Source organism: Pseudomonas sp. GM24 (assembly GCF_000282235.1).
Classification (GTDB): Bacteria; Pseudomonadota; Gammaproteobacteria; order Pseudomonadales; family Pseudomonadaceae; genus Aquipseudomonas.
Map to the genome: position 1 here is coordinate 1 of NZ_AKJR01000076.1, position 19,576 is coordinate 19,576.

The 19,576-nt window shown below is 57.8% G+C and carries 19 protein-coding genes; 15 read left to right on the forward strand and 4 right to left on the reverse strand.

Translation table 11 applies throughout. The features are described from left to right. The first annotated feature begins 100 nt into the window (after nucleotides 1-100). From pnuC to PMI23_RS11730, 8 genes are all read left to right on the forward strand, one after another. The gene (gene pnuC / locus PMI23_RS11695) at nucleotides 101-664 is read left to right on the forward strand and encodes a nicotinamide riboside transporter PnuC (protein ID WP_007914804.1); all 564 of its coding nucleotides are present in this window, start codon (nucleotides 101-103) and stop codon (nucleotides 662-664) included. Beyond that, entirely contained in the window at nucleotides 661-1,185 is a 525-nt protein-coding gene (locus PMI23_RS11700; RefSeq protein WP_007914807.1) for an AAA family ATPase, read from the forward strand. The genes pnuC and PMI23_RS11700 overlap by 4 nt, the downstream gene beginning before the upstream one ends. A 357-nt stretch (nucleotides 1,186-1,542) precedes the next feature. Next, the gene (locus tag PMI23_RS11705; RefSeq protein WP_007914809.1) at nucleotides 1,543-1,995 is read left to right on the forward strand and encodes a hypothetical protein; all 453 of its coding nucleotides are present in this window, start codon (nucleotides 1,543-1,545) and stop codon (nucleotides 1,993-1,995) included. 1 nt (nucleotide 1,996) lies between these two features. Beyond that, nucleotides 1,997-2,572: a hypothetical protein gene (locus tag PMI23_RS11710; protein ID WP_007914811.1), complete on the forward strand. Its 576-nt coding sequence runs from the start codon at nucleotides 1,997-1,999 to the stop codon at nucleotides 2,570-2,572. A 74-nt stretch (nucleotides 2,573-2,646) separates the two neighbouring features. Next, on the forward strand, nucleotides 2,647-3,648 hold the full coding sequence (locus PMI23_RS11715; protein WP_007914813.1) for a hypothetical protein: 1,002 nt from the start codon (nucleotides 2,647-2,649) through the stop codon (nucleotides 3,646-3,648). Between the two features lie 63 nt (nucleotides 3,649-3,711). Next, a complete protein-coding gene (locus tag PMI23_RS11720) occupies nucleotides 3,712-4,392 on the forward strand; it encodes a C39 family peptidase (protein ID WP_007914815.1) in 681 nt (226 codons plus the stop codon). 44 nt (nucleotides 4,393-4,436) lie between these two features. Further along, entirely contained in the window at nucleotides 4,437-5,186 is a 750-nt protein-coding gene (locus PMI23_RS11725) for a hypothetical protein (protein WP_007914817.1), read from the forward strand. A 45-nt stretch (nucleotides 5,187-5,231) separates the two neighbouring features. After that, nucleotides 5,232-6,536: a transporter gene (locus PMI23_RS11730; protein ID WP_007914819.1), complete on the forward strand. Its 1,305-nt coding sequence runs from the start codon at nucleotides 5,232-5,234 to the stop codon at nucleotides 6,534-6,536. A gap of 82 nt (nucleotides 6,537-6,618) precedes the next feature. Here PMI23_RS11730 and PMI23_RS11735 read toward each other — a convergent pair whose 3' ends face one another. Continuing rightward, the gene (locus PMI23_RS11735; protein ID WP_007914820.1) at nucleotides 6,619-7,944 is read right to left on the reverse strand and encodes a sigma-54 dependent transcriptional regulator; all 1,326 of its coding nucleotides are present in this window, start codon (nucleotides 7,942-7,944) and stop codon (nucleotides 6,619-6,621) included. Between the two features lie 354 nt (nucleotides 7,945-8,298). On the opposite strand from PMI23_RS11735, the gene PMI23_RS11740 reads away from it, so the two are divergent. The 4 genes from PMI23_RS11740 (at nucleotide 8,299) to nhaB (ending at nucleotide 12,883) form a co-directional block, all read left to right on the forward strand. Beyond that, the gene (locus PMI23_RS11740) at nucleotides 8,299-8,565 is read left to right on the forward strand and encodes a hypothetical protein (RefSeq protein ID WP_007914821.1); all 267 of its coding nucleotides are present in this window, start codon (nucleotides 8,299-8,301) and stop codon (nucleotides 8,563-8,565) included. 279 nt (nucleotides 8,566-8,844) lie between these two features. Beyond that, a complete protein-coding gene (locus PMI23_RS11745) occupies nucleotides 8,845-10,146 on the forward strand; it encodes a hypothetical protein (protein WP_007914822.1) in 1,302 nt (433 codons plus the stop codon). A 134-nt stretch (nucleotides 10,147-10,280) separates the two neighbouring features. Next, nucleotides 10,281-11,207, forward strand: a complete 927-nt coding sequence (locus PMI23_RS11750; RefSeq protein ID WP_007914823.1) for a hypothetical protein — start codon at nucleotides 10,281-10,283, stop codon at nucleotides 11,205-11,207. Between the two features lie 173 nt (nucleotides 11,208-11,380). After that, nucleotides 11,381-12,883 carry a sodium/proton antiporter NhaB gene (nhaB, locus tag PMI23_RS11755; RefSeq protein WP_007914825.1) on the forward strand — a complete coding sequence of 501 codons (1,503 nt, stop codon included), beginning with the start codon at nucleotides 11,381-11,383 and terminating at the stop codon, nucleotides 12,881-12,883. Between the two features lie 124 nt (nucleotides 12,884-13,007). Here nhaB and PMI23_RS11760 read toward each other — a convergent pair whose 3' ends face one another. The 3 genes from PMI23_RS11760 to gnd are packed head-to-tail and all read right to left on the reverse strand — an operon-like array spanning nucleotide 13,008 to nucleotide 16,326. After that, nucleotides 13,008-13,829: a Cof-type HAD-IIB family hydrolase gene (locus PMI23_RS11760; protein ID WP_007914828.1), complete on the reverse strand. Its 822-nt coding sequence runs from the start codon at nucleotides 13,827-13,829 to the stop codon at nucleotides 13,008-13,010. Continuing rightward, the gene (gene zwf, locus PMI23_RS11765) at nucleotides 13,826-15,349 is read right to left on the reverse strand and encodes a glucose-6-phosphate dehydrogenase (protein ID WP_007914830.1); all 1,524 of its coding nucleotides are present in this window, start codon (nucleotides 15,347-15,349) and stop codon (nucleotides 13,826-13,828) included. The genes PMI23_RS11760 and zwf overlap by 4 nt, the downstream gene beginning before the upstream one ends. Continuing rightward, nucleotides 15,346-16,326: a phosphogluconate dehydrogenase (NAD(+)-dependent, decarboxylating) gene (gene gnd / locus PMI23_RS11770; protein ID WP_007914838.1), complete on the reverse strand. Its 981-nt coding sequence runs from the start codon at nucleotides 16,324-16,326 to the stop codon at nucleotides 15,346-15,348. Before gnd ends, zwf begins: the two co-directional genes overlap by 4 nt. 272 nt (nucleotides 16,327-16,598) lie before the next feature. On the opposite strand from gnd, the gene PMI23_RS11775 reads away from it, so the two are divergent. The 3 genes from PMI23_RS11775 (at nucleotide 16,599) to PMI23_RS11785 (ending at nucleotide 19,572) form a co-directional block, all read left to right on the forward strand. Further along, on the forward strand, nucleotides 16,599-16,781 hold the full coding sequence (locus PMI23_RS11775; RefSeq protein ID WP_007914840.1) for a DUF6026 family protein: 183 nt from the start codon (nucleotides 16,599-16,601) through the stop codon (nucleotides 16,779-16,781). A gap of 211 nt (nucleotides 16,782-16,992) precedes the next feature. Then, nucleotides 16,993-18,741, forward strand: a complete 1,749-nt coding sequence (locus tag PMI23_RS11780) for a phosphoethanolamine transferase CptA (RefSeq protein WP_007914842.1) — start codon at nucleotides 16,993-16,995, stop codon at nucleotides 18,739-18,741. A gap of 471 nt (nucleotides 18,742-19,212) precedes the next feature. Further along, a complete protein-coding gene (locus tag PMI23_RS11785) occupies nucleotides 19,213-19,572 on the forward strand; it encodes a DUF6124 family protein (RefSeq protein WP_007914845.1) in 360 nt (119 codons plus the stop codon). The last annotated feature ends 4 nt before the right edge of the window (nucleotides 19,573-19,576 follow it).

Sequence of the window (19,576 nt, forward strand, 5' to 3'; positions counted from 1 at the left end):
CTCCCTACGGGCGGTCCGACGTTCCGGGAGGGTTAGGGTGAGGGGTTTGGCCCAATGCAGTACAATCCGCCCCCTCCTCAATTTCCCCCAAGGAACCGCCATGTCCGGGCTTGAACTGTTTGCCGCCGCCCTTGGCGTGATCGCCGTGTGGCTGACGGTCAAACAGAATCCGTGGTGCTGGCCGATCGGGCTGGTCATGGTCTTGCTCTACAGCTGGATCTTCTTTGAAGTGAAGCTGTACTCGGACATGTTGCTGCAAGTGATCTACGCCGCGCTGCAAGTCTATGGCTGGTGGCAATGGACACGCGCCGGGACGATGCATGACGGTCGTGAGGTCACGCGCCTTGATCAACGTTCGATCCTGGTCGGCTTAGGCGTTGGCGCGATCGGCAGCCTGTTGCTCGGCGCGGCCATGGCCCATTGGACCGACGCCGCGCAACCGTGGCTGGATGCAGCACTCACCGGTTTCAGCCTGGTGGCACAACTGTGGATGGCGCAGAAACGCCTGCAATGCTGGGCGCTGTGGTTCGTGCTCGATGTGATTTTTGTCGGCCTGTTCATCTATAAGGGGCTGTACCTGACCGCTGCGCTGTACGGGCTGTTCACCTTGCTGGCGATTCAAGGCTTTCGCGAATGGCGCGCCGACCCGGCGTTGCGCACATGAAGGTCGTGGTCCTGACCGGGCCCGAATCCACCGGCAAGAGCTGGCTGGCGGCGGGCCTGCAACAACGCTTTGGCGGCGTGCGGGTGGATGAGTACGTGCGCCGCTTTATCGAGCTCAATCCCCGTGATACCTGTCTGGCTGACATCCCGGAAATCGCTCAGGGCCAAATGCAATGGGAGGACCAGGCGCGAGCGCAGCAGCCTTCGTTGCTGATTCTCGACACTCACTTGTTGAGCAATATCCTTTGGAGCCAGACGCTGTTCGGTGACTGCCCGGACTGGCTGGAATCCGAGTTGCTGACACGGCATTACGATCTGCACCTTCTTTTGTCCCCGGAACAGGTCGACTGGACTGATGACGGTCAGCGCTGCCAACCGGATCTGCACGAGCGAATGGCGTTTTACCGTTCCACGCGAAACTGGCTGGAAATCCATCACCAGCGTTTTCAGATCATTCAGGGCAATTGGGCCGAACGCCACACTCAGGCATTTGCCGCCGTCGAGCAATTGCTGAGGCAGTGACCCGGTCAACGGGTCAACTTCCCCACGACTCCCCCCTGTTTTGGGGACAAAGTGTCCGTTCCTGAAACACTCCGTGAGTTGCAAAGTGCCCGTTTCAGCACTGTTCACTGCTTTGTCATCCGAGTTGTTACGCGGCTGATACACACCGCGGCAAACCCTTGTTCCAGAGCTTTGTTCAGCCAATGGACAGGTCGGCGCACCAGTGCGTGTATCAAGCCTGAAACAGCCTGTGTATCAGACGTGCGCATTTATTTTCCAACCCTTTGAAATTACAACGCTTTTAAAAAGCGGCACAGCTTTCGCTCTCTCCTTCACAACGCTGACTAGGGCCAGCCCACTGAAGAAGGAATTGCAGCCGTGGGGAATATCCAAAAAGGTTTGACCTGCCTTCTGCTGATCGGATCAGCAGCCAGTACGTTGATCAGCTTCAACGTGCAGGCAGAAGGTAACGGCGTGATTGTTCTCGATCGCGATGTTCAGCCTATCCCGATCGGTCGCAACGGTGGCAAAGACCCCTACCCGACCACCGTCAATGCCAACCCGTCCGCACGCATCAATTCCACTATGAACAGCACCGAATTGAGCGATGGCGACTTCGCCGGCGTCGCCAGCGGCAGCGCGTTCCGCACCACCAACAATGTCCAGGCCGGCGCCAACATGCCAGGCCTCAATACCCTCACCAATCCCAACGGCATGCCCGGCATGAGTGCTGGCCACGGTGGCGGTTCCGGTGGCGCGATTTCCGGCACGATCAACCGCGCCATGAGTTCCGGCCTCGCGCCATTGACCCGCATGGCCGGAGGCCAATGAAATGAATCGTTCACTCCTTCTGCTCGCCTTGCTCGGTTGCACCACTGTCATGGCTGCCGATCCCGCTTCAGTGAACAACGCCAACATTCAGGATTCCGGGGTTCAGTACCGCGGCAACTTCAACGTCAACCAGGCGGCTGGCGATCAAATGCAACAGGCCAACGTCAAGGCTGTGGCGATCGGCACCGGATCCCATGCCAGCACCAGCGTCATGCAGAAAATCGATACGCCTGCCTCTCGCTCGATGGACGCCAGCGCAACCATCGGCGGCACCTCTTTCAGCAATGGCAACGGCATCCTTGGTGTGAACCAGGGTGCCGGGGCCAACAACCAGATGGCCAACGTCACGCGCGTCAGCATCAGTGCTGCCCCGCAGAGCGTTGACGACAGCGCCCTTTCACAACAGAACGTGGCGCTTTTACCGAGCTCAGGAGCAACTGGCACCTCATCCGGCAGTCGCCAGGTCACGACAAGTGATCAGGCCTTCACCGGCAGCCGCGGGGTAATCCAGGTGAACCAGAGTGCCGGGGTGGGGAACCGAATGGCTAACACCCTGAGCATCCGGGTCGCTGACTGACCCAAACAACAAAAAGCAGTGCAATTAGAAAGTACCAACACTTAACCAACTAATAAGCACGATGGAGAAACACCATGAAACCTACAATGGCTCTCAAACCACTGGTTTTCGCACTTGCAGCAGTGATGGCAATCGCAGCACAGGCAGGCGGTCGTGATGACAACAACGGTCATGGTAACGGGCATGGCAATGGACACGGCAACGGTCACGGCCAGCCACAAGGTCCAAATCTTGAACAACTGCTGCAGATCACCGCAGGCGCCGGCGCCGCTGTACTCGACGCGCAAAACAGCGACGGCAACGTGGTGAAAAACCAGGGCACTCTGAACAACGCCAATGCCAGCGACTCGCTCAATGGCTCTAACGGCAACATGGGCGCCAACGTTGCAGCCGGCGACGGCAACCAGCAGGACAACGCCGCCGCGCTGGCTACTGCCGATGAAAGCTTCATCTTCGGCAACGCTGTTGCTGCCTCGAGTGCAACTCAAGTCAACAACAACAACTATGTGAAAAACTCGTCCACCTTCAATAACGCTACGCTCAACAATGCAGGCAACAATGGTTCCGGCAACATCGGCATCAACGTGTCTGCAGGCAACTTCAACCAACAGAAAAACAACCTCGCAATCGCCGTATCCGGTGGCCGTGTAGCCACTGCCGCTGCTGCCGCCAACCAGTCTTCCACTGGCCTGGTTGTCGACAACAAAGGCGTGCAGACCTACAAAACCGATACCCTCACTGGCACCTACGCGGCCGCTGGCGTGTTTAAAGCCAAAGGCACTGCAACCATCGAAGATGATGACCACGGCGGTTATGGCAATCGTGGCGGCGGCCACGGTGGCAACGATGACCAGAAAGCCAAGTTCGAAGCCGTCGGTACTTTTGGCCTGGCTGGCGTAACCACCCAACAGGTGATGACCAAAGATGGCTGGAAAGCCCCTGTGGTCAACAATGCCAACATGACCAACTCGATGAACAACTTCTCCGGCAACGGCGGAGCCAACGTCTCGGCGGGTGTGGGCAACCAACAAAGCAACTCGCTGTCCATCGCTGCTGGCTGCAGAGCCTGCCTGTAATCGCGATCGAAACGAAAGCCCCGGCAACGGGGCTTTTCCTCAGTCCGCAAAGGCGTATCGATCATGCGTAAGACTGCCCTCCTCACTCTGCTTTTCGTCTGTGGCCTGACTCAGGCCGGTCAGATGCCCGTGGCTGCCCTGCCGGGTGGCACGCTCGTCTACAAAAACGTGCAGAGCATCCGCGAGCGCAAGTTTGCCGACATCGTCGAACAAAAAACCGATTTCAGCTGCGGCGCTGCTGCACTGGCCACGGTATTACGCCAGGCCTATTGGCTCGACGTCGATGAGGAGCACATCATCAAAGGCATGCTGGTCAACGCTGACCAGGACCTTGTTCGTACGCAAGGGTTCTCCATGCTGGACATGAAGCGCTACATAGAAAGCATCGGCATGCGCGCCAGGGGTTACAAGATTCCACCGGAAAAGCTCGAAGCGGTAACGATCCCGGTGGTGGTACTGATGGAAATTCGCGGCTACAAGCATTTCGTTGTGTTGCAGCGTTCGGACAAGGATTGGGTTTACATCGGAGACCCGGTTCTCGGCCATAAGCGTTACAAACATGACGACTTTGTCAAAGGTTGGAACGGCATTGTCTTTGCCATCGTCGGTCCCGGATATGACAAGGTCAACGCCTTGCGCAGCCCTCCGGTGCCCTTGACAGCCAAGAACAAGCTCGACGGTTTCAACCCTGTCAAAGATGCTGAATTGATGGATTTCGGGTTCATTCAGAGCGACTTCTTTTAATCGCCGATTATAGAAAATGGGACTGGATGTCCCGGGAGCAGCAGATGAAAACCTCATACTGGCTGGCCGCCGCCTGCCTGGCAGCGAGCGCATCGGGCTACGCCAATGCAGGATTCAAACCCATAGAAATCAAGGACCAGGAGCTCGCCGAGCTGCGTGGTCGGTATGTGATGCCGGGGCGGATTATCAGCTTCGGCATTGTCATGAGCAGTACCTGGCGCAACGCCAGTGGCGATCTGATCGGGGCGTCTGCATCCATGCAGGTGCAACAAACCACCATCAAACCGGAATTTTACGTGTCGACCATCAAGGAGATGGGCAACGGCAATACGCCGGAACTGGGCACGGGATCGATTATCGGTGGTGCCGGCCTTAACTCATCGTCGGGCGTGACGCAGAGCGTACGCGCGGCGGGTGACGGCAACACGGCGAACAACAACGTCGCCATTAACGTCAAGGAAGCCAATCAGGCGCCAGCACTCGCCCCCGTACAGGGCCAGGCCCTGATGGCCGGCCAGACTATTTCCGGCAGTAATGCCGCCGGCAATGTCGCAGTGTCGGCAACCGGTACGGGTGGCGTGCAAATGGCGATACAAGCCAGCGGCAATCAAGGCACGGCGCTGCAACAGGTCGCTTCGAGCGGTCTCTTGCAAAACACCCGTCTGCTCGGGAGTGCCAATGTGGTCAACAACCTGACTCAACTTAACGTCGTACTCAATAATAACGGCAGAAGTGCCGGCGCACTGGATTGCAACCTGACTCAACTCGGGGCCCTACGCAGTATTGGATATTGAACTACGCTGAGTCTCGATCATTGGGCTTAAAGGGACGGCTTATTCATGTATCGATCAGTATCACTGCGTGCCGCAGTGTGTTTGAGCACTCTTCTCCCTGCGGCGATGCTTCAAGCAGCACCGGACGCAGATGTAGAGGCCCTGAAACAGGAACTTCTGGAGCTGAAACAACGATACGAAGTACAACAAAAAGCCCTTGCGGTACTTGAACAACGAGTCCGCCAGGTTGAAGAGCAACCCGCCGCCCCACCGCCAAAACGGCTGGCCAAATCGCCATCGGACATGAAAGGCAATCGCGTCGCCACCGGCACCGGTGCGGCAGCAGCATCAGGAGGCGCCGCCGGGGGCAGTGGCGCTTCTTACGGGCAGTCGCTGGCGGACGATTCGCAACCGGCGCAGAGCGTTTCCAACCTGTACGACGAGGCCAGCGGCTTCTTCGGCGGCGGCAAGTTCAGCGTCGAAACCGGCATCACCTACTCGCGCTATGACACCCGTCAGCTGATTCTCAATGGCTTCCTCGCACTCGATTCGATCTTTCTCGGCAACATCAACCTCGACCGGATCAAGGCTGACACATGGACCCTCGACCTGACGGGCCGCTACAACTTCGATAACCGCTGGCAGTTCGACTTGAACGTGCCCGTGGTGTATCGCGAATCGACTTATCAGTCGGGCGGCGGCAATGAGGGCGCGGCGGGTGTCACCACAGAAGAAACCGTCACCAAGGATCCAACCATTGGCGACGTCAACTTCGGCATCGCTTACAAATTCCTCGACGAGTCGGTCAATACACCGGACGCGGTCGTCACCTTGCGGGTCAAGGCGCCAACCGGCAAGGATCCGTTCGGGATCAAACTGCGCCAGACCAATGCCAACTCCAATCTGTTTGTACCTGACACCCTGCCCACCGGCAACGGCGCCTGGTCGATCACGCCGGGCATCTCGCTGGTCAAGACGTTCGACCCGGCGGTGCTGTTCGGCAGCTTGTCCTACACCCACAACCTGGAGGAGTCGTTTGACGACATCAGTTCGACGGTCAACCAGAAAAACCCGGGCAAGGTAAAGATCGGCGACAGCTTCCAGATCGGCGCCGGTATAGCGTTTGCGCTGAACGAGAAGATGAGTATGTCGTTCTCGGTGTCTGATCTGGTGCAACGCAAGAGCAAGCTGAAACAGGATGGCGGGGATTGGGAATCGGTGGTGTCCAGCGACGCCAACGCCGGCTACTTCAACGTCGGCATGACCATTGCGGCCACCGACAACCTGACCATCGTACCCAACTTGTCCATCGGCATGACGGATGATGCCCCGGACTTTTCCTTCAGCCTGAAATTCCCGTACTACTTCTAAGCAAAAGTAAAAGATCGCAGCCTTCGCCAGCTCCTACAGGGATTATGCGAAGGAAGGCTGCGATCTTTTGATCTTCAGGTATCTAACGAATCTGGTGTTTATGCAGCAGGCGATAGAACGTCGGCCGTGATACGCCGAGGACTTTTGCGGCAACGCTGAGGTTATCGCTGTGCCGATTCAACACATCGCACAGCGCCTGGCGCTCGGCGCGAGTCTTGTAGTCTTCCAGCGTGCCCATGGGCGTAGCGATCGAATGCTGGCTGATCAACCCCAGATCACGGGCCTCGATCTGCCGGCCTTCGGCCAATACCAGCCCACGCCGCACACGGTTGGCCAATTCACGGACATTGCCCGGCCAGTCATGCTTGCCCATGGCAATCAGCGCGTCTTCGCTGAAACTGCGTGGGCGTCGGCCGGTTTCATGGCTGTAGAAGTGCGAAAAATGGTTGGCCAGCATCGACAGATCACCGTGACGTTCACGCAGCGGCGCGGTGACCACTTGCAACACGTTGAGCCGGTAATACAGATCTTCACGAAATCGCTTTTTCTCGATGGCCGCCTCTAGGTCGACGTGGGTCGCTGCCAGAACGCGCACATCCACTGGGATCGGCTGACTGCCTCCGACACGTTCGATGTGCCGTTCCTGCAGGAAGCGCAACAGATTGGCTTGCAGTTCCAGCGGCAGATCACCGATCTCATCCAAAAACAATGTGCCGCCATTGGCCGCCTCAATGCGCCCGATCTTGCGCTGATGGGCGCCGGTAAACGCACCTTTCTCGTGGCCGAACAGCTCGGACTGAATCAGGTGCTCGGGAATTGCCCCGCAATTGATTGCCACAAACGGTTTGTTGTGACGCTGGGATTGCCGATGCAGCGTGCGTGCAACCAGTTCTTTACCCGTGCCGCTTTCACCGCGGATCAATACCGGCGATTCGGTCGGCGCCAGTTTGCTGAGCAATTTGCGCAGTTCGCGGATCGGTTTGCTGTCGCCAAGCAATTCGTGCTCGGGCTGATCCACATGAATCGTGCCCTGCCCGCGCAAACGCGCCATGCCGAATGCCCGGCCGAGGGTAACCTGCACCCGCGACACGTCGAACGGCAAGGTGTGAAAATCGAAAAACCATTCACAGACGAAGTCACCGACGTTTTGTAAACGCAGGACTTCCTGATTGAGCACGGCGATCCATTCGGTGCCGCTGCGACTGATCAGTTCCTTGACGGCTTCAGGTCGTTCGAGGTGAAACGGCTGCAATCGCAACAAGCCGACATCACAACTTCGATCGGCGGCATTTTCCAGAGTGCAGCTATCAACATCCCAACCTACGGCGCGTAATCCGGGCAATAAGCGGTGGCAATCGTCGCAGGGATCGACCACCAATAAACGTCGTAACGCTGGCGCTTCGCTCATGACTGTTCCTTGGCGCCAAATTATTAGAAATGATTGTAAAAACAGTCATTTGGCAGACCCGACTGTAACATTAGCAAGATTTTGACAGGGCCTTGTATCGATTGCTTATAGGTGTACAAGCAAACACGTTATAAGAACAGAAGTTGTTAGTCAGCTATCTACTAATTTCTGCCTTAACCTTTCAGTGAGCTTTCAAAAACCTGTCTGTAAAGCAACGCCATGAAAGAAAGTTGAAATTTCTTTGTTTCATGTGTGACCCGCCTGCGGGTTCGGTGCATCAGTACAAGTACCAGCCGAACGGTAAGCCCAACCGACGGCACATCACTTGATTGGGCACGACAGAGAGAAAAATCCATGACCGCCCCGCTCCGTATCAACGAAGCTCTTCTGATTGCCAACCACGCGTTCAAACCTTTCCAGTGCGTGGCCTGGGCGCCACAAGACGGCAATGGCGAACTGAGCCTGACCGTGATTGACCGGACCAATAACAGTATCGGTCGCAAACAGATCCCAAGCAGCGCCTACTCTGATCCGGCGCAACTCGAGCAACTGCTGCAGCAGGCGCGCGCTGAACTCAGCAAAGAAGGTCACTTGCTGCAATCCTGGTCGATGCCACACTAACAACCGGGTAATGCGGATGACGTTCAGGTCATCCGCCCTCTTCCCTTAGTTGCAGTCTTTTTAACCCTCCGTACTTTTGTACAACTATTTGCAACGTGTTCAGGCTTAACTGCTTGGGCGGCTTGCTATTGGTTCAAAAAGACACTGTTCTGGCACAGTGCGACCCTCCACCTGTTAGTTCTTACAGTTGTACTTCTCCCGGTTCAGGGATTGAATGTTCCGCTCATGCAGTTACCCATCCGGTTTCCGGTCCAGGTCAACTCGCAAGGAGATGCGTGCATGTCCACTCTGAACACTTTTGCGCTGCCGGCGGTATCGACGTCTTTATTGAGCCGAGCCGGTCAACTCGACAGAACATTTGCCGCCACCGGCGTCGCTCAAGTGTATTTCACTGGCAGCGTCTCCAGCCTGACCGAGGACATTGCCCTCGATGCGCAGGGGCGCGTTCTGGTCGCAGCAAAGGTCGGCGTCGCTACCGGCAGCCGATTCGGCCTGGCGCGGATGCTGGCCGATGGCTCGGCCGATCTGACCTTCGGTGATAACGGCAGCGTGATCGACACCTTTGCCCCGGGTTTTGAAGCCACGGCCGGCAAAGTTCAGACGCTACCCGACGGGCGCATCCTGCTGGCCGGGCTGCATTATGAAAACGCTTATCGCACCCTGCCCGCCCTCGCCATGTTCGATGCCCAGGGCAAACCGGATGTGCGCTTCGGTGACAACGGTCGCCAGGTGGTGCGCCTGCCGGGCGATTTGTCCATGGGCAGCCGTGACAGCTGGTTGCCGCCAGGTGTGCCGGGGGCCGAAGCCAGCGATTTCGTCGTTCAGGACGATGGCCATATCCTGCTCATCGCCAATCACCACTTCGAACTCGCCGACCATGCCGGCATGCTGATTCGCCTCAAACCCGACGGCCGCCTGGATGAAACCTTTAATGGCCGTGGCTTCGTGATGGTTCGCCACTTGCTGCTCAATACCTGGCTCAGCAGCCTGCTACTGCAAAGGGACGGGCGGATTGTGGTGGCAGGTTCCATCGATTTTCCGCAGGAAGGTCTGTTGGCGCGCTACCTGCCCGACGGCCGCCTCGACGAGCGTTTCGCCGTGGACGGCTTCATGGCCTTCAAGGCGCACGGTAAAAGTGCTCAGGTCAGTCAGGTGATCGAAACCTCAGAGGCACTGCACTGTTTCGGCAGCAGTCGCGACCCGATTCGCTGCCTGGCATTCAGCCCGCACACAAACGGTCGCCCTAACCTGCACAACCATGGCGGCCAGCCACAATTATTGGAGATCGGCCCCAGCGGCTGCCAATGGAGCGCCGCCCAACGCATGGCGGACGGCCGCATCATCGCGGTCGGCGCAACCATTGGTGGAATCGAAGCGGACTTTATCGTCGCCCGTTACTCGAGTGATGGCGGCCTGGATCACAGTTTTGGCGACGGCAAAGGCTGGCTGCGCACGCGCTTGGGGCGCAGCCTGGACACAGCCAATTCGCTGGCTGTGCAAGCGGATGACGCGATCCTTGTCGGCGGTTATTCGCTGGATGGCAACTATCGGGCGATGGTGGCGCGGTATCTAAATTCATAGGCGAGCCGTATTAACCGTTCGTCGGGAATGGCCTTGTACCTGTAATTTCTGACAGTAGACGTCAACCTTGATCGGGCATCAGATAGCAGGGCGCGCAGAACATTGCGTGCTCTACCCGAAAAAGGAATTTTGATATGAACGATCTAGTGACACCGTCCAAACATCGCACATCGGTTGAACTGTCCTCAGTAAGCGCCGAGCTTGAAGCGCCGAGGATTCTCTCAATCACCAATGGTGACGATATCTCCATCCCACCTGGCGGCACTACCACGAACGGCAATCTGTCTTTTGTCGGTTCGGCGGAGCCGAATCAGTTAGCAGTGATGCTGGACAATGGGATTCCCGCACACCACCTCGTGACTGTTGACGAACGTGGTCATTTCAGCGCCCTGCTGCTTGATCAGGCACGGGGTATTCACGCATACAGCGTGACAACCTCCGATGGTCAAGTGTCAGCGACGTGGACTGTTGAAGTGGATGTCAGCGAAAAGGTCTCAATCGACTCGGTTTACGATGCTGCCGGTACGCCCGTCGGAAACGGTGAGACTACATTTCAAAATGAACTGAATTTTATTGGCAAGGCCGCGCCTTGCAAAGTAGTGGAGTTGGTGAATAACGGCACAGTGCTAAGCCTCCTGAATGTCGGAACAGACGGGCATTGGAGCGCCAACATCAAGGATCTCAAGACAGGCACCCAAAACTTCATCGCTCGGGAAACCAATGGGCAGCATTCCTCGTCATGGCGGGTCCTGATAAAGCAACCTGCACCGATCAGCATCCAATTTGTCTTGGGCAATGAAAGTTTCCAATTGATCGGCAATCAAGAAACCACAACCGATCGATCAGTGACATTGGTGGGTACGGCAAACCCCGGTGAAACAGGCTGGATTGTCGACTATCACCGTGACTTGGTGCCCTTCGCTGCAAATGAACAAGGTGTTTACTCCGCAAAAATCGAAGACCTGAAAGAAAACTTGGTTCACACCTTCAGACTCCGATCCGACCTAGGGCGGCTCTCGGCGCCGTGGGCAATCAAGGTGATTTCGTCGAAATTGCGATAAACGCTTTCCTGCGACAGACAAGGGCCCGTCGAGTCGTGACTCGGTGGGCCTTTGTCATTCCAGGGTGAAACATGCCAGGCTTGCAAAAAAGACATCGGTCAAATCCGGTAACACCTTGAACTTGCCCGCCACATCCGGCAACTTGCGCGCTTCTAAAAGACAAGGAGCAACCGATGTCCGGTTCTATGGCCCAGGCGTTCGCGCAAAACTTTCTCGGACACTCGCCACGCTGGTACAAGGCGACCATCGTCGGTTTTCTTATCCTTAATGCGCTGGTGCTGTTCACGGTTGGCCCGGTAGCGGCCGGCTGGTTGCTGGTGATTGAATTCATCTTCACCCTGGCGATGGCGCTCAAGTGCTATCCGCTGATGCCCGGTGGCTTGCTGTTGATCGAAGCGTTGCTGCTGAAGATGACCACGCCGCAGGCGCTTTACGATGAGCTGGTGCACAACTTCCCGGTGATCCTGCTGCTGATGTTTATGGTGGCCGGCATCTATTTCATGAAGGATCTATTGCTGTTTCTGTTCTCGCGGCTGCTGTTGGGCGTGCGGTCAAAAGCGGCACTGGCCTTGATGTTCTGCTTTCTTTCGGCGTTTCTCTCGGCGTTTCTCGATGCTCTGACGGTGACTGCGGTAATCATCAGTGCAGCGGTCGGTTTCTATTCCGTCTATCACCGCGTCGCCTCCGGCAATGATCCGCGCCAGGACAGTGAGTTCGCTGACGACCAGAACCTGCCAAAACTGCATCACGACGATCTGGAACAATTCCGCGCCTTCTTGCGCAGCCTGCTGATGCACGGTGCGGTCGGTACGGCATTGGGCGGCGTCTGCACGCTGGTGGGCGAACCGCAGAACCTGCTGATCGGCCACGAAATGGGTTGGCACTTCGGTGAGTTCTTCCAGAAGGTCGCACCGGTTTCGCTGCCAGTGCTGGCGGCGGGTCTGGTCACCTGCGTGCTGCTGGAGAAACTGCGCTGGTTCGGTTACGGCACACTGCTGCCAGACAACGTTCGCACGGTGCTGGCCAACTACGCCGCCGAAGACAATGCCGAACGCACAGCTCGCCAACGCGCCGCGCTGCTGGTGCAAGGTGCAGCCGCACTGATCCTGATCGGTTGTCTGGCGTTTCACATCGCGGAGGTCGGCCTGATCGGCTTGATGGTGATTGTGTTGATCACCGCGTTTACCGGTATCACCGACGAGCATCGTCTGGGCAGCGCATTCAAGGACGCCATGCCATTCACGGCGTTGCTGGTGGTGTTTTTTGCGGTGGTCGCAGTCATTCACGATCAACAGTTGTTTGCGCCGCTGATTCAGTGGGTGCTGGCGCTGCCGGTCGAACAACAACCGGGCATGTTGTTTATCGCCAACGGCCTGTTGTCGGCGATCAGTGACAACGTATTTGTCGCGACGATCTACATCACCGAAGTGAAACAGGCGTTCCTCGCCGGGCACATGAGCCGCGAGCATTTCGAGACATTGGCGATCGCGATCAATACCGGTACCAATCTGCCGAGCGTGGCGACGCCAAATGGTCAGGCTGCATTCCTGTTTCTGCTGACCTCGGCGATTGCGCCGCTGGTGCGTTTGTCGTACGGGCGGATGGTGTGGATGGCGTTGCCGTACACGTTCGTCATGGGCCTGTTGGGCTGGTACGCGGTGAGCTACTGGCTCTGATCAACACCGCGTAAAAACTGTAGGAGTGAGCCTGCTCGCGATAGCGGTGTGCCAGCCCAGGAAATGGTGACTGATGCATTGCTATCGCGAGCAGGCTCACTCCTACATTTGGTTTTGCGTGCTTTCAGTGAGGGAGGATGTATTTCTCGATGGCCTGGGCGACGCCGTCTTCGGTGTTCGGCGCGGTGACCACGTCAGCCTGACGCTTTACCGCCTCCTCCGCCTGCCCCATGGCAATCGACAATCCCGCGCAATGAAACATCGCCGGGTCGTTGCCGCCATCACCGATGGCCGCTGTCTGTTCCAGTGGAATCCCGAGATGCGCGGCCAGGGTCGCCAGTGCGGTGCCTTTGTTGGCCTCCAGCGCCGTGACATCGAGATACACCGGTTGCGAGCGTGACACTTGTGCCACGCCATTGACTTTGGGCAACAGGCGCGCCTCCAGTTCAATCAACAGTTCAGTGTTGTTACTGGTCGCGACAATCTTGTCGATACGCTCCAGATAGGGCTCGAAACTCTCCACCACCACCGGCGGATAACCGAGGCCATGCTGTTCGCGCGGCACCATCGGCCCATGCGGATCCTTGAGCAGCCAGTCACCACCGCTGAACACCCAGATTTCGACATCAGGCTGATCGGCGAACGTGGCCAGGGCAATCAGCGCAGTTGTGGCCGACAGGTAATGCGCAACCAGCAAACTGCCATCCGGATTGACGATGGTTCCACCGTTAAACGCCGCCGTCGGCAAATCAACGCCCAAGGCTTCGATCTGCTGCAACATGGCCTTCGGTGGTCTACCCGTCGCGAGACTGAACAGCACGCCGGCCTCACGCAGCGAACGCACCGCGTCAATGGTGCGCTGACTCAAACTGTGATCGGGCAGCAACAGTGTGCCGTCCATGTCGCTGAGCAGAAAACGGACAGGTTGTTTCGGCAATTCACTCATCCCAGGCCATGCCAGACGCGACCATCGCGAGTCAGCAGATCTTCGGCAGCCTGCGGGCCGTCTTCACCGGCGGCGTAGGTCTGCACACTTGCATCCTGCTGCCAGGCATCAAGGAACGGTTGCACCGCACGCCAGCCATTCTCGATGTTGTCAGCACGCTGGAACAGCGTCTGATCGCCGGTCAGGCAGTCGTAGATCAGCGTTTCGTAACCGGTCGACGGCTGCATCTCGAAAAAGTCCTTGTAGGCAAAACCCAGTTCGATGTTGGCCATGTTCAACGCCGGCCCCGGCCGTTTAGCCAGCAGGTCGAACCACATGCCTTCGTTCGGCTGGATCTGAATACGCAGGTAGGTCGGCTGTAATTCGTCGACTTCGGTGTCACGGAATTGCGCGTACGGCGCCGGTTTGAAGCAGATGACGATCTCGGTGTCGCGCACGCTCATGCGTTTGCCGGTGCGCAGGTAGAACGGCACGCCGACCCAGCGCCAATTGTCGATCATCACCTTGAGTGCAACGTAGGTTTCAGTGTTGCTGTCAGGCGAAACGTTGGCCTCCTGGCGATAGCCGTTCAGCGCTTTGCCGTCGACTTCGCCAGCGCTGTACTGGCCGCGAACCGAGTTGGCCCGTGCCTCTTCAGTTGTCCAGGGACGAATCGCGCCAACCACTTTGGCCTTCTCACCGCGAACCGCGTCGGCGCCGAATGCCGCCGGCGGCTCCATCGCCACCATGGCGAGCAACTGGAACAGGTGATTGGGCACCATGTCACGCAGGGCGCCGGTGTGCTCGTAAAAGCTGCCACGGGTTTCGACACCGACGGTTTCAGCGGCAGTGATCTGCACGTGGTCGATGTAGTGATTGTTCCAGAACGCTTCGAAGAGGCTGTTGGAGAACCGGCTGACCAGAATGTTCTGCACGGTTTCCTTGCCCAGATAATGGTCGATCCGATAGATCTGCTTCTCGGACATCACCTTGAGCAAACAGGCGTTCAACGCTTCGGCAGTTTGCAGATCGGAACCGAAGGGCTTCTCGATTACCACTCTTCTGAACGCTTCGGGGGTTTCTTCGAGCAGTTTCGCGGCGCCCAGTCGGCGCACTACTTCACTGAAGAAACGCGGCGCGGTGGCCAGGTAGAACACCGCATTGCCGGTGCCACTGTCGGCGATTTTCGCCGCCAGCGCGGAATAAGTGCTGTCGTCCAGGAAGTCGCCCTGGACGTAGCTGATACCTTTGGCGAGCTTGGCCCACAAGGCCGGATCCAGCATCTGATCGCCCTTGCCGACTTTTGCCGCCACTTCGGTACGGATGAAGTCTTCGAGCTTCTGCGCGAAGGCCTCATCGGTAATGGCGTTGTGGTCAACGCCAACGATCCGCAGATTTTCGTCAAGCAGGCCGTCGCGACTGAGGTTGTACAGCGCCGGCATCAGCAAGCGCTTGACCAGGTCGCCGTGGGCACCGAACAGAAACAGCGTGGTCGGTGGTGCGGGTTCTGCCTTGGATTTTCTGCGGATCGTATGGGTCATTTCTTCGGTGTCTCCACGTGGCCGCCGAAGCCGAAGCGCTGGGCCGAAAGAATCTTGTCGCCAAAGGTGCCCTGGCCGCGCGAGCGGTAGCGCGAGAACAGCGAGTTCGACAGCACCGGTACCGGCACCGCTTGTTCCATGGCCGCTTCGATGGTCCATTGACCTTCGCCGCTGTCGGCAACAGAGCCGGAGAAGCCGTCGAGTTTCGGATCGCTGGCCAGTGCATCAGCGGTCAGGTCGAGCAACCACGAGGACACCACGCTGCCACGACGCCAGACCTCGGCGATGTCAGCCACGTTCAGATCAAAACGCTGATCTTCCGGCAGGCGCTCGCTGGATTTGGTCTTGAGGATGTCGAAGCCCTCGGCGAACGCGGCCATCATGCCGTACTCGATACCGTTGTGAATCATCTTCACAAAGTGCCCGGCACCGGCGGGACCGGCGTGAATGTAGCCATGTTCGGCGCGGTGGTCGTCGGACTTGCGATCCTTGGTGCGCGGGATGTCACCCATGCCCGGCGCCAGTGCGGCGAACAACGGGTCGAGGCGCTGCACGGTTTCAGCGTCGCCGCCGATCATCATGCAATAGCCGCGCTCCAGACCCCAGACGCCGCCGGAAGTACCGACGTCGATGTAGTGCAGGCCCTTCTCGGCCAGGGTCTTGGCCCGGCGAATGTCATCCTTATAGTTGGTGTTGCCACCGTCGATGATGGTATCGCCGGCTTCGAGCAAAGTGCTCAGGGTGTTGATGGTGTCTTCGGTTGGCGCGCCGGCCGGCAGCATGACCCAGACCGCACGCGGTTTGGCCAGGCCGGCAACCAGTGCCGGCAAGTCGGCGACGCCGGTGGAGCCCTCGGCGACCAGGTTATCGATGAAAGCGGTATTGCGGTCGTAAACAACGGTGGTGTGACCGTTGAGCATCAGACGTCGCGCAATATTGCCGCCCATGCGGCCCAGTCCAATAATCCCGAGTTGCATGTGCTGATGCTCCTTACTACAAATAAATGTGTGTCATTGGTTATAGCCCAACGCGACTGATGGAGGTTAGTCCAGAGCGTTGCGATGAAGTTTCCGGGCATTGTGCCCGAATCAGACTGATAACGCCCCGAAACGTGGCGAAGACACACCGACCATGAAAAATAAAAAAGTTCCATTCACGGGCAAAAGAAATCAAAATCGGCGCCGATAGTAGATCAGTACCCCAAATGGGGACGACCTACAGTTGATGCACGCCATTTGCGAGGTGAGCAATGGGCACAGTACACACAGCAATGCCGCCACAAACCCTGTACGTGACAATCCGTCGCGATGAATTGCGTCAGTTGAAAGACGAACGCGACCAGTTGAAGCAGGAGCTGGCGCAGCTGCGCCTGTTGACCCAAGGTGTGCAACCGCAACCTTTGCCGGTCGTTCAGCGTCATCCCCACGCTTGATCCCCCGCCTGATTCGGGAACGGCCGCCGCTGTTCCCGACATGATGCATCGCTGCCCGCTTCTCTATAAATCAAAGGCAGCAACTCACAAACTTTTCACATTCTCTTCGTAATACTCCGCCCCATTCTGGCCGTACCTGCGCGTACGGCTTCCGTTCGTCGGCTTCATGGATGTTCCGGCGGTGGTTGTAACGAGTGAGCTGGAGCGCCGAATGGCATTGTTCAAACGCAGCAAAACGACTGCGACAGGTTTCGACTGGGCCGGTTTTCTCTGGCTGTTTGTATTCTTCTGGTACTTCTCGGGTATCACCCAACTGCTGATTCAGCTGACTGGCACCTCGGGCTTTACCGGGTTCCGTCAGGCGTTCGTCATGAGCGCGATCTGGCTGGCGCCGATGTTGCTGTTCCCCAAACGCACCAAACTGCTCGCCGCGATCATTGGCGTGGTGCTGTGGGCCTGCTCGATGGCCAGCCTGGGCTACTTCTTCATCTATGAGCAGGAATTCTCCCAGAGCGTCATCTTCATCATGTTCGAGTCGAACATCTCTGAAGCTGGCGAGTACATGACCCAGTACTTTGCCTGGTGGATGGTGCCGGCGTTCCTCGCCCATACCGCGTTCGCCTATTTCCTGTGGACACGCCTGCGCCCGGTGTACATGCCCCGAGGTCGTGCGCTGGTGGCGGCAACCGCGATCGTGATCGCTGTAGTCGGTTACCCGCTGGTCAAACAGACCCTGCGCATGGGCACCTTCGCCCAAGGCTTCGAAAAATTCGAAACCCGCATCGAGCCTGCAGTGCCTTGGCAAATGGTTGTCGCTTATCACCGTTATCAGGAAACCCTCGCCGACATGCAGGGCATGCTGCACAACGTGAGCAAGATCCCGCCACTGAAAAACCTTCAGGACGCCTCGGCCGATCAGCCGAAGACTCTGGTACTGGTCATCGGTGAATCGACCAACCGTCAGCGCATGAGCCTCTACGGCTATCAGCGCAACACCACGCCGGAACTGGACAAGCTCAAGGATCAACTGGCGGTGTTCGACAACGTCGTCACCCCGCGCCCGTACACCATCGAAGCGTTGCAGCAGGTGCTGACCTTCGCTGACGAAGAGCATCCGGATCTGTACCTGTCGACGCCGTCGCTGGTCAGCATGATGAAACAGGCCGGTTACAAGACCTTCTGGATCACCAACCAGCAGACCATGACCAAGCGCAACACCATGCTCACGACCTTCTCCGAGCAGGCCGACGAGCAGGTGTACCTGAACAACAACCGCAACCAGAACGCCGCGCAATACGATGGCGACGTGATCGAGCCGTTCAACAAGGCGCTGGCTGACGCGGCACCGCGCAAGCTGATCGTCGTGCATTTGCTCGGCACACACATGAGCTACCAGTACCGCTATCCGCCAACGTTCGACAAGTTTCAGGATCGCAACGGCGTGCCACCGGGTGTGCGTGACGACCAGGTACCGACCTACAACAGCTACGACAACGCCGTGCTGTACAACGACTTTGTCGTTTCGAGTCTGATCAAGGATTACGCCAAATCCGATCCGAACGGTTTCCTGTTGTACCTCTCCGACCACGGTGAAGACGTGTTCGACTCGGTGGGCCACAAGACCTTGGGCCGCAACGAAAACAAACCGACCGCGCCGATGTACACCATCCCGTTCATGGCCTGGGCTTCGCCAAAGTGGAAAGCCAGCCACGACTGGAACTTTGCCGGTGATCTGGATCGCCCGTACAGCAGCTCGCACCTCATCCATACATGGGCCGACCTGGCCGGTTTGAGCTTCGATGAACTCGACCGCAGCAAGAGTCTGGTCAGCGACAGCTTCAAGGCGCGGCCATTGCTGATCGGCGACCCGTACCAGACCGAGCAGCGCGCGCTGATCGACTTCAGCCTGATGAAGCCGAAGAAACCCGATAACGCCGTCGCCGACGCGGCGGAGCAGTAACACCGAAGGGGCCTTGAACGGCCCCTTTTTCATGCCTACCGCTAGCGAAGGACTGATCGCCATAAACCAAAGGTGCCGATGTGCAGCAACTGGCCCACACGGCGGTGATGTGGTTGAGCGATGGCTGGATGTAGTTGCCATTTAAACTCCGGTGTTTAAAAGACACCTCCAGACACGCCTTCGAGGCTACACATCCTTGCGCCATTGCCTACAGCTACGCCAGAATCCGCCGGCTTGTGCGCTTTGGGGGCGGGTTCTATTGTGGGTCGGTCGCTGACGAATCAGCGATCGGGTTTAGCAGCTCGGCAATTTTCAAGGCACGCGAGTTTCGCCAGTACGTTATGGCGGCTATGCGTGGGGCACTTCGGTGCGCCGGGATCCTTGAGCCTGGTCTGCTAACCCGCGTACAGCCGCCACCCTATCCGTTTAGCAGCGATGGATGACGGCTCCATATCTCAAGGAGCTTTACCGATGATCAAACCAACACCAAACCCACCCGAAACCGACCTCGCCTCCCCCTACGAATCCCTCGATTCAAAAAAGCTCAACGACGCCGCCGAACGTGCGCTTGATCACTATCTCTGTCCACCCGGCTCGACCCCACCGCCGCGTAAGACCCGCAGGATGTACGCCGTTACCGCAGACTTCAAAAACGAGGAACTGCTGGCCGATGCCAGCGAAACACTCGCCTCAGCCAGAACCATCGCCCAAGACTTCGCCCACCTCATACCCGCGTCACAGCGCAGGACGCTGCTGGGTATCGCGCAACTGATCATGCTGGGTGAACTGGCGGTGAATCGAGTGATGGATAATCTGCAGTTGCCGCAGTAGCGGG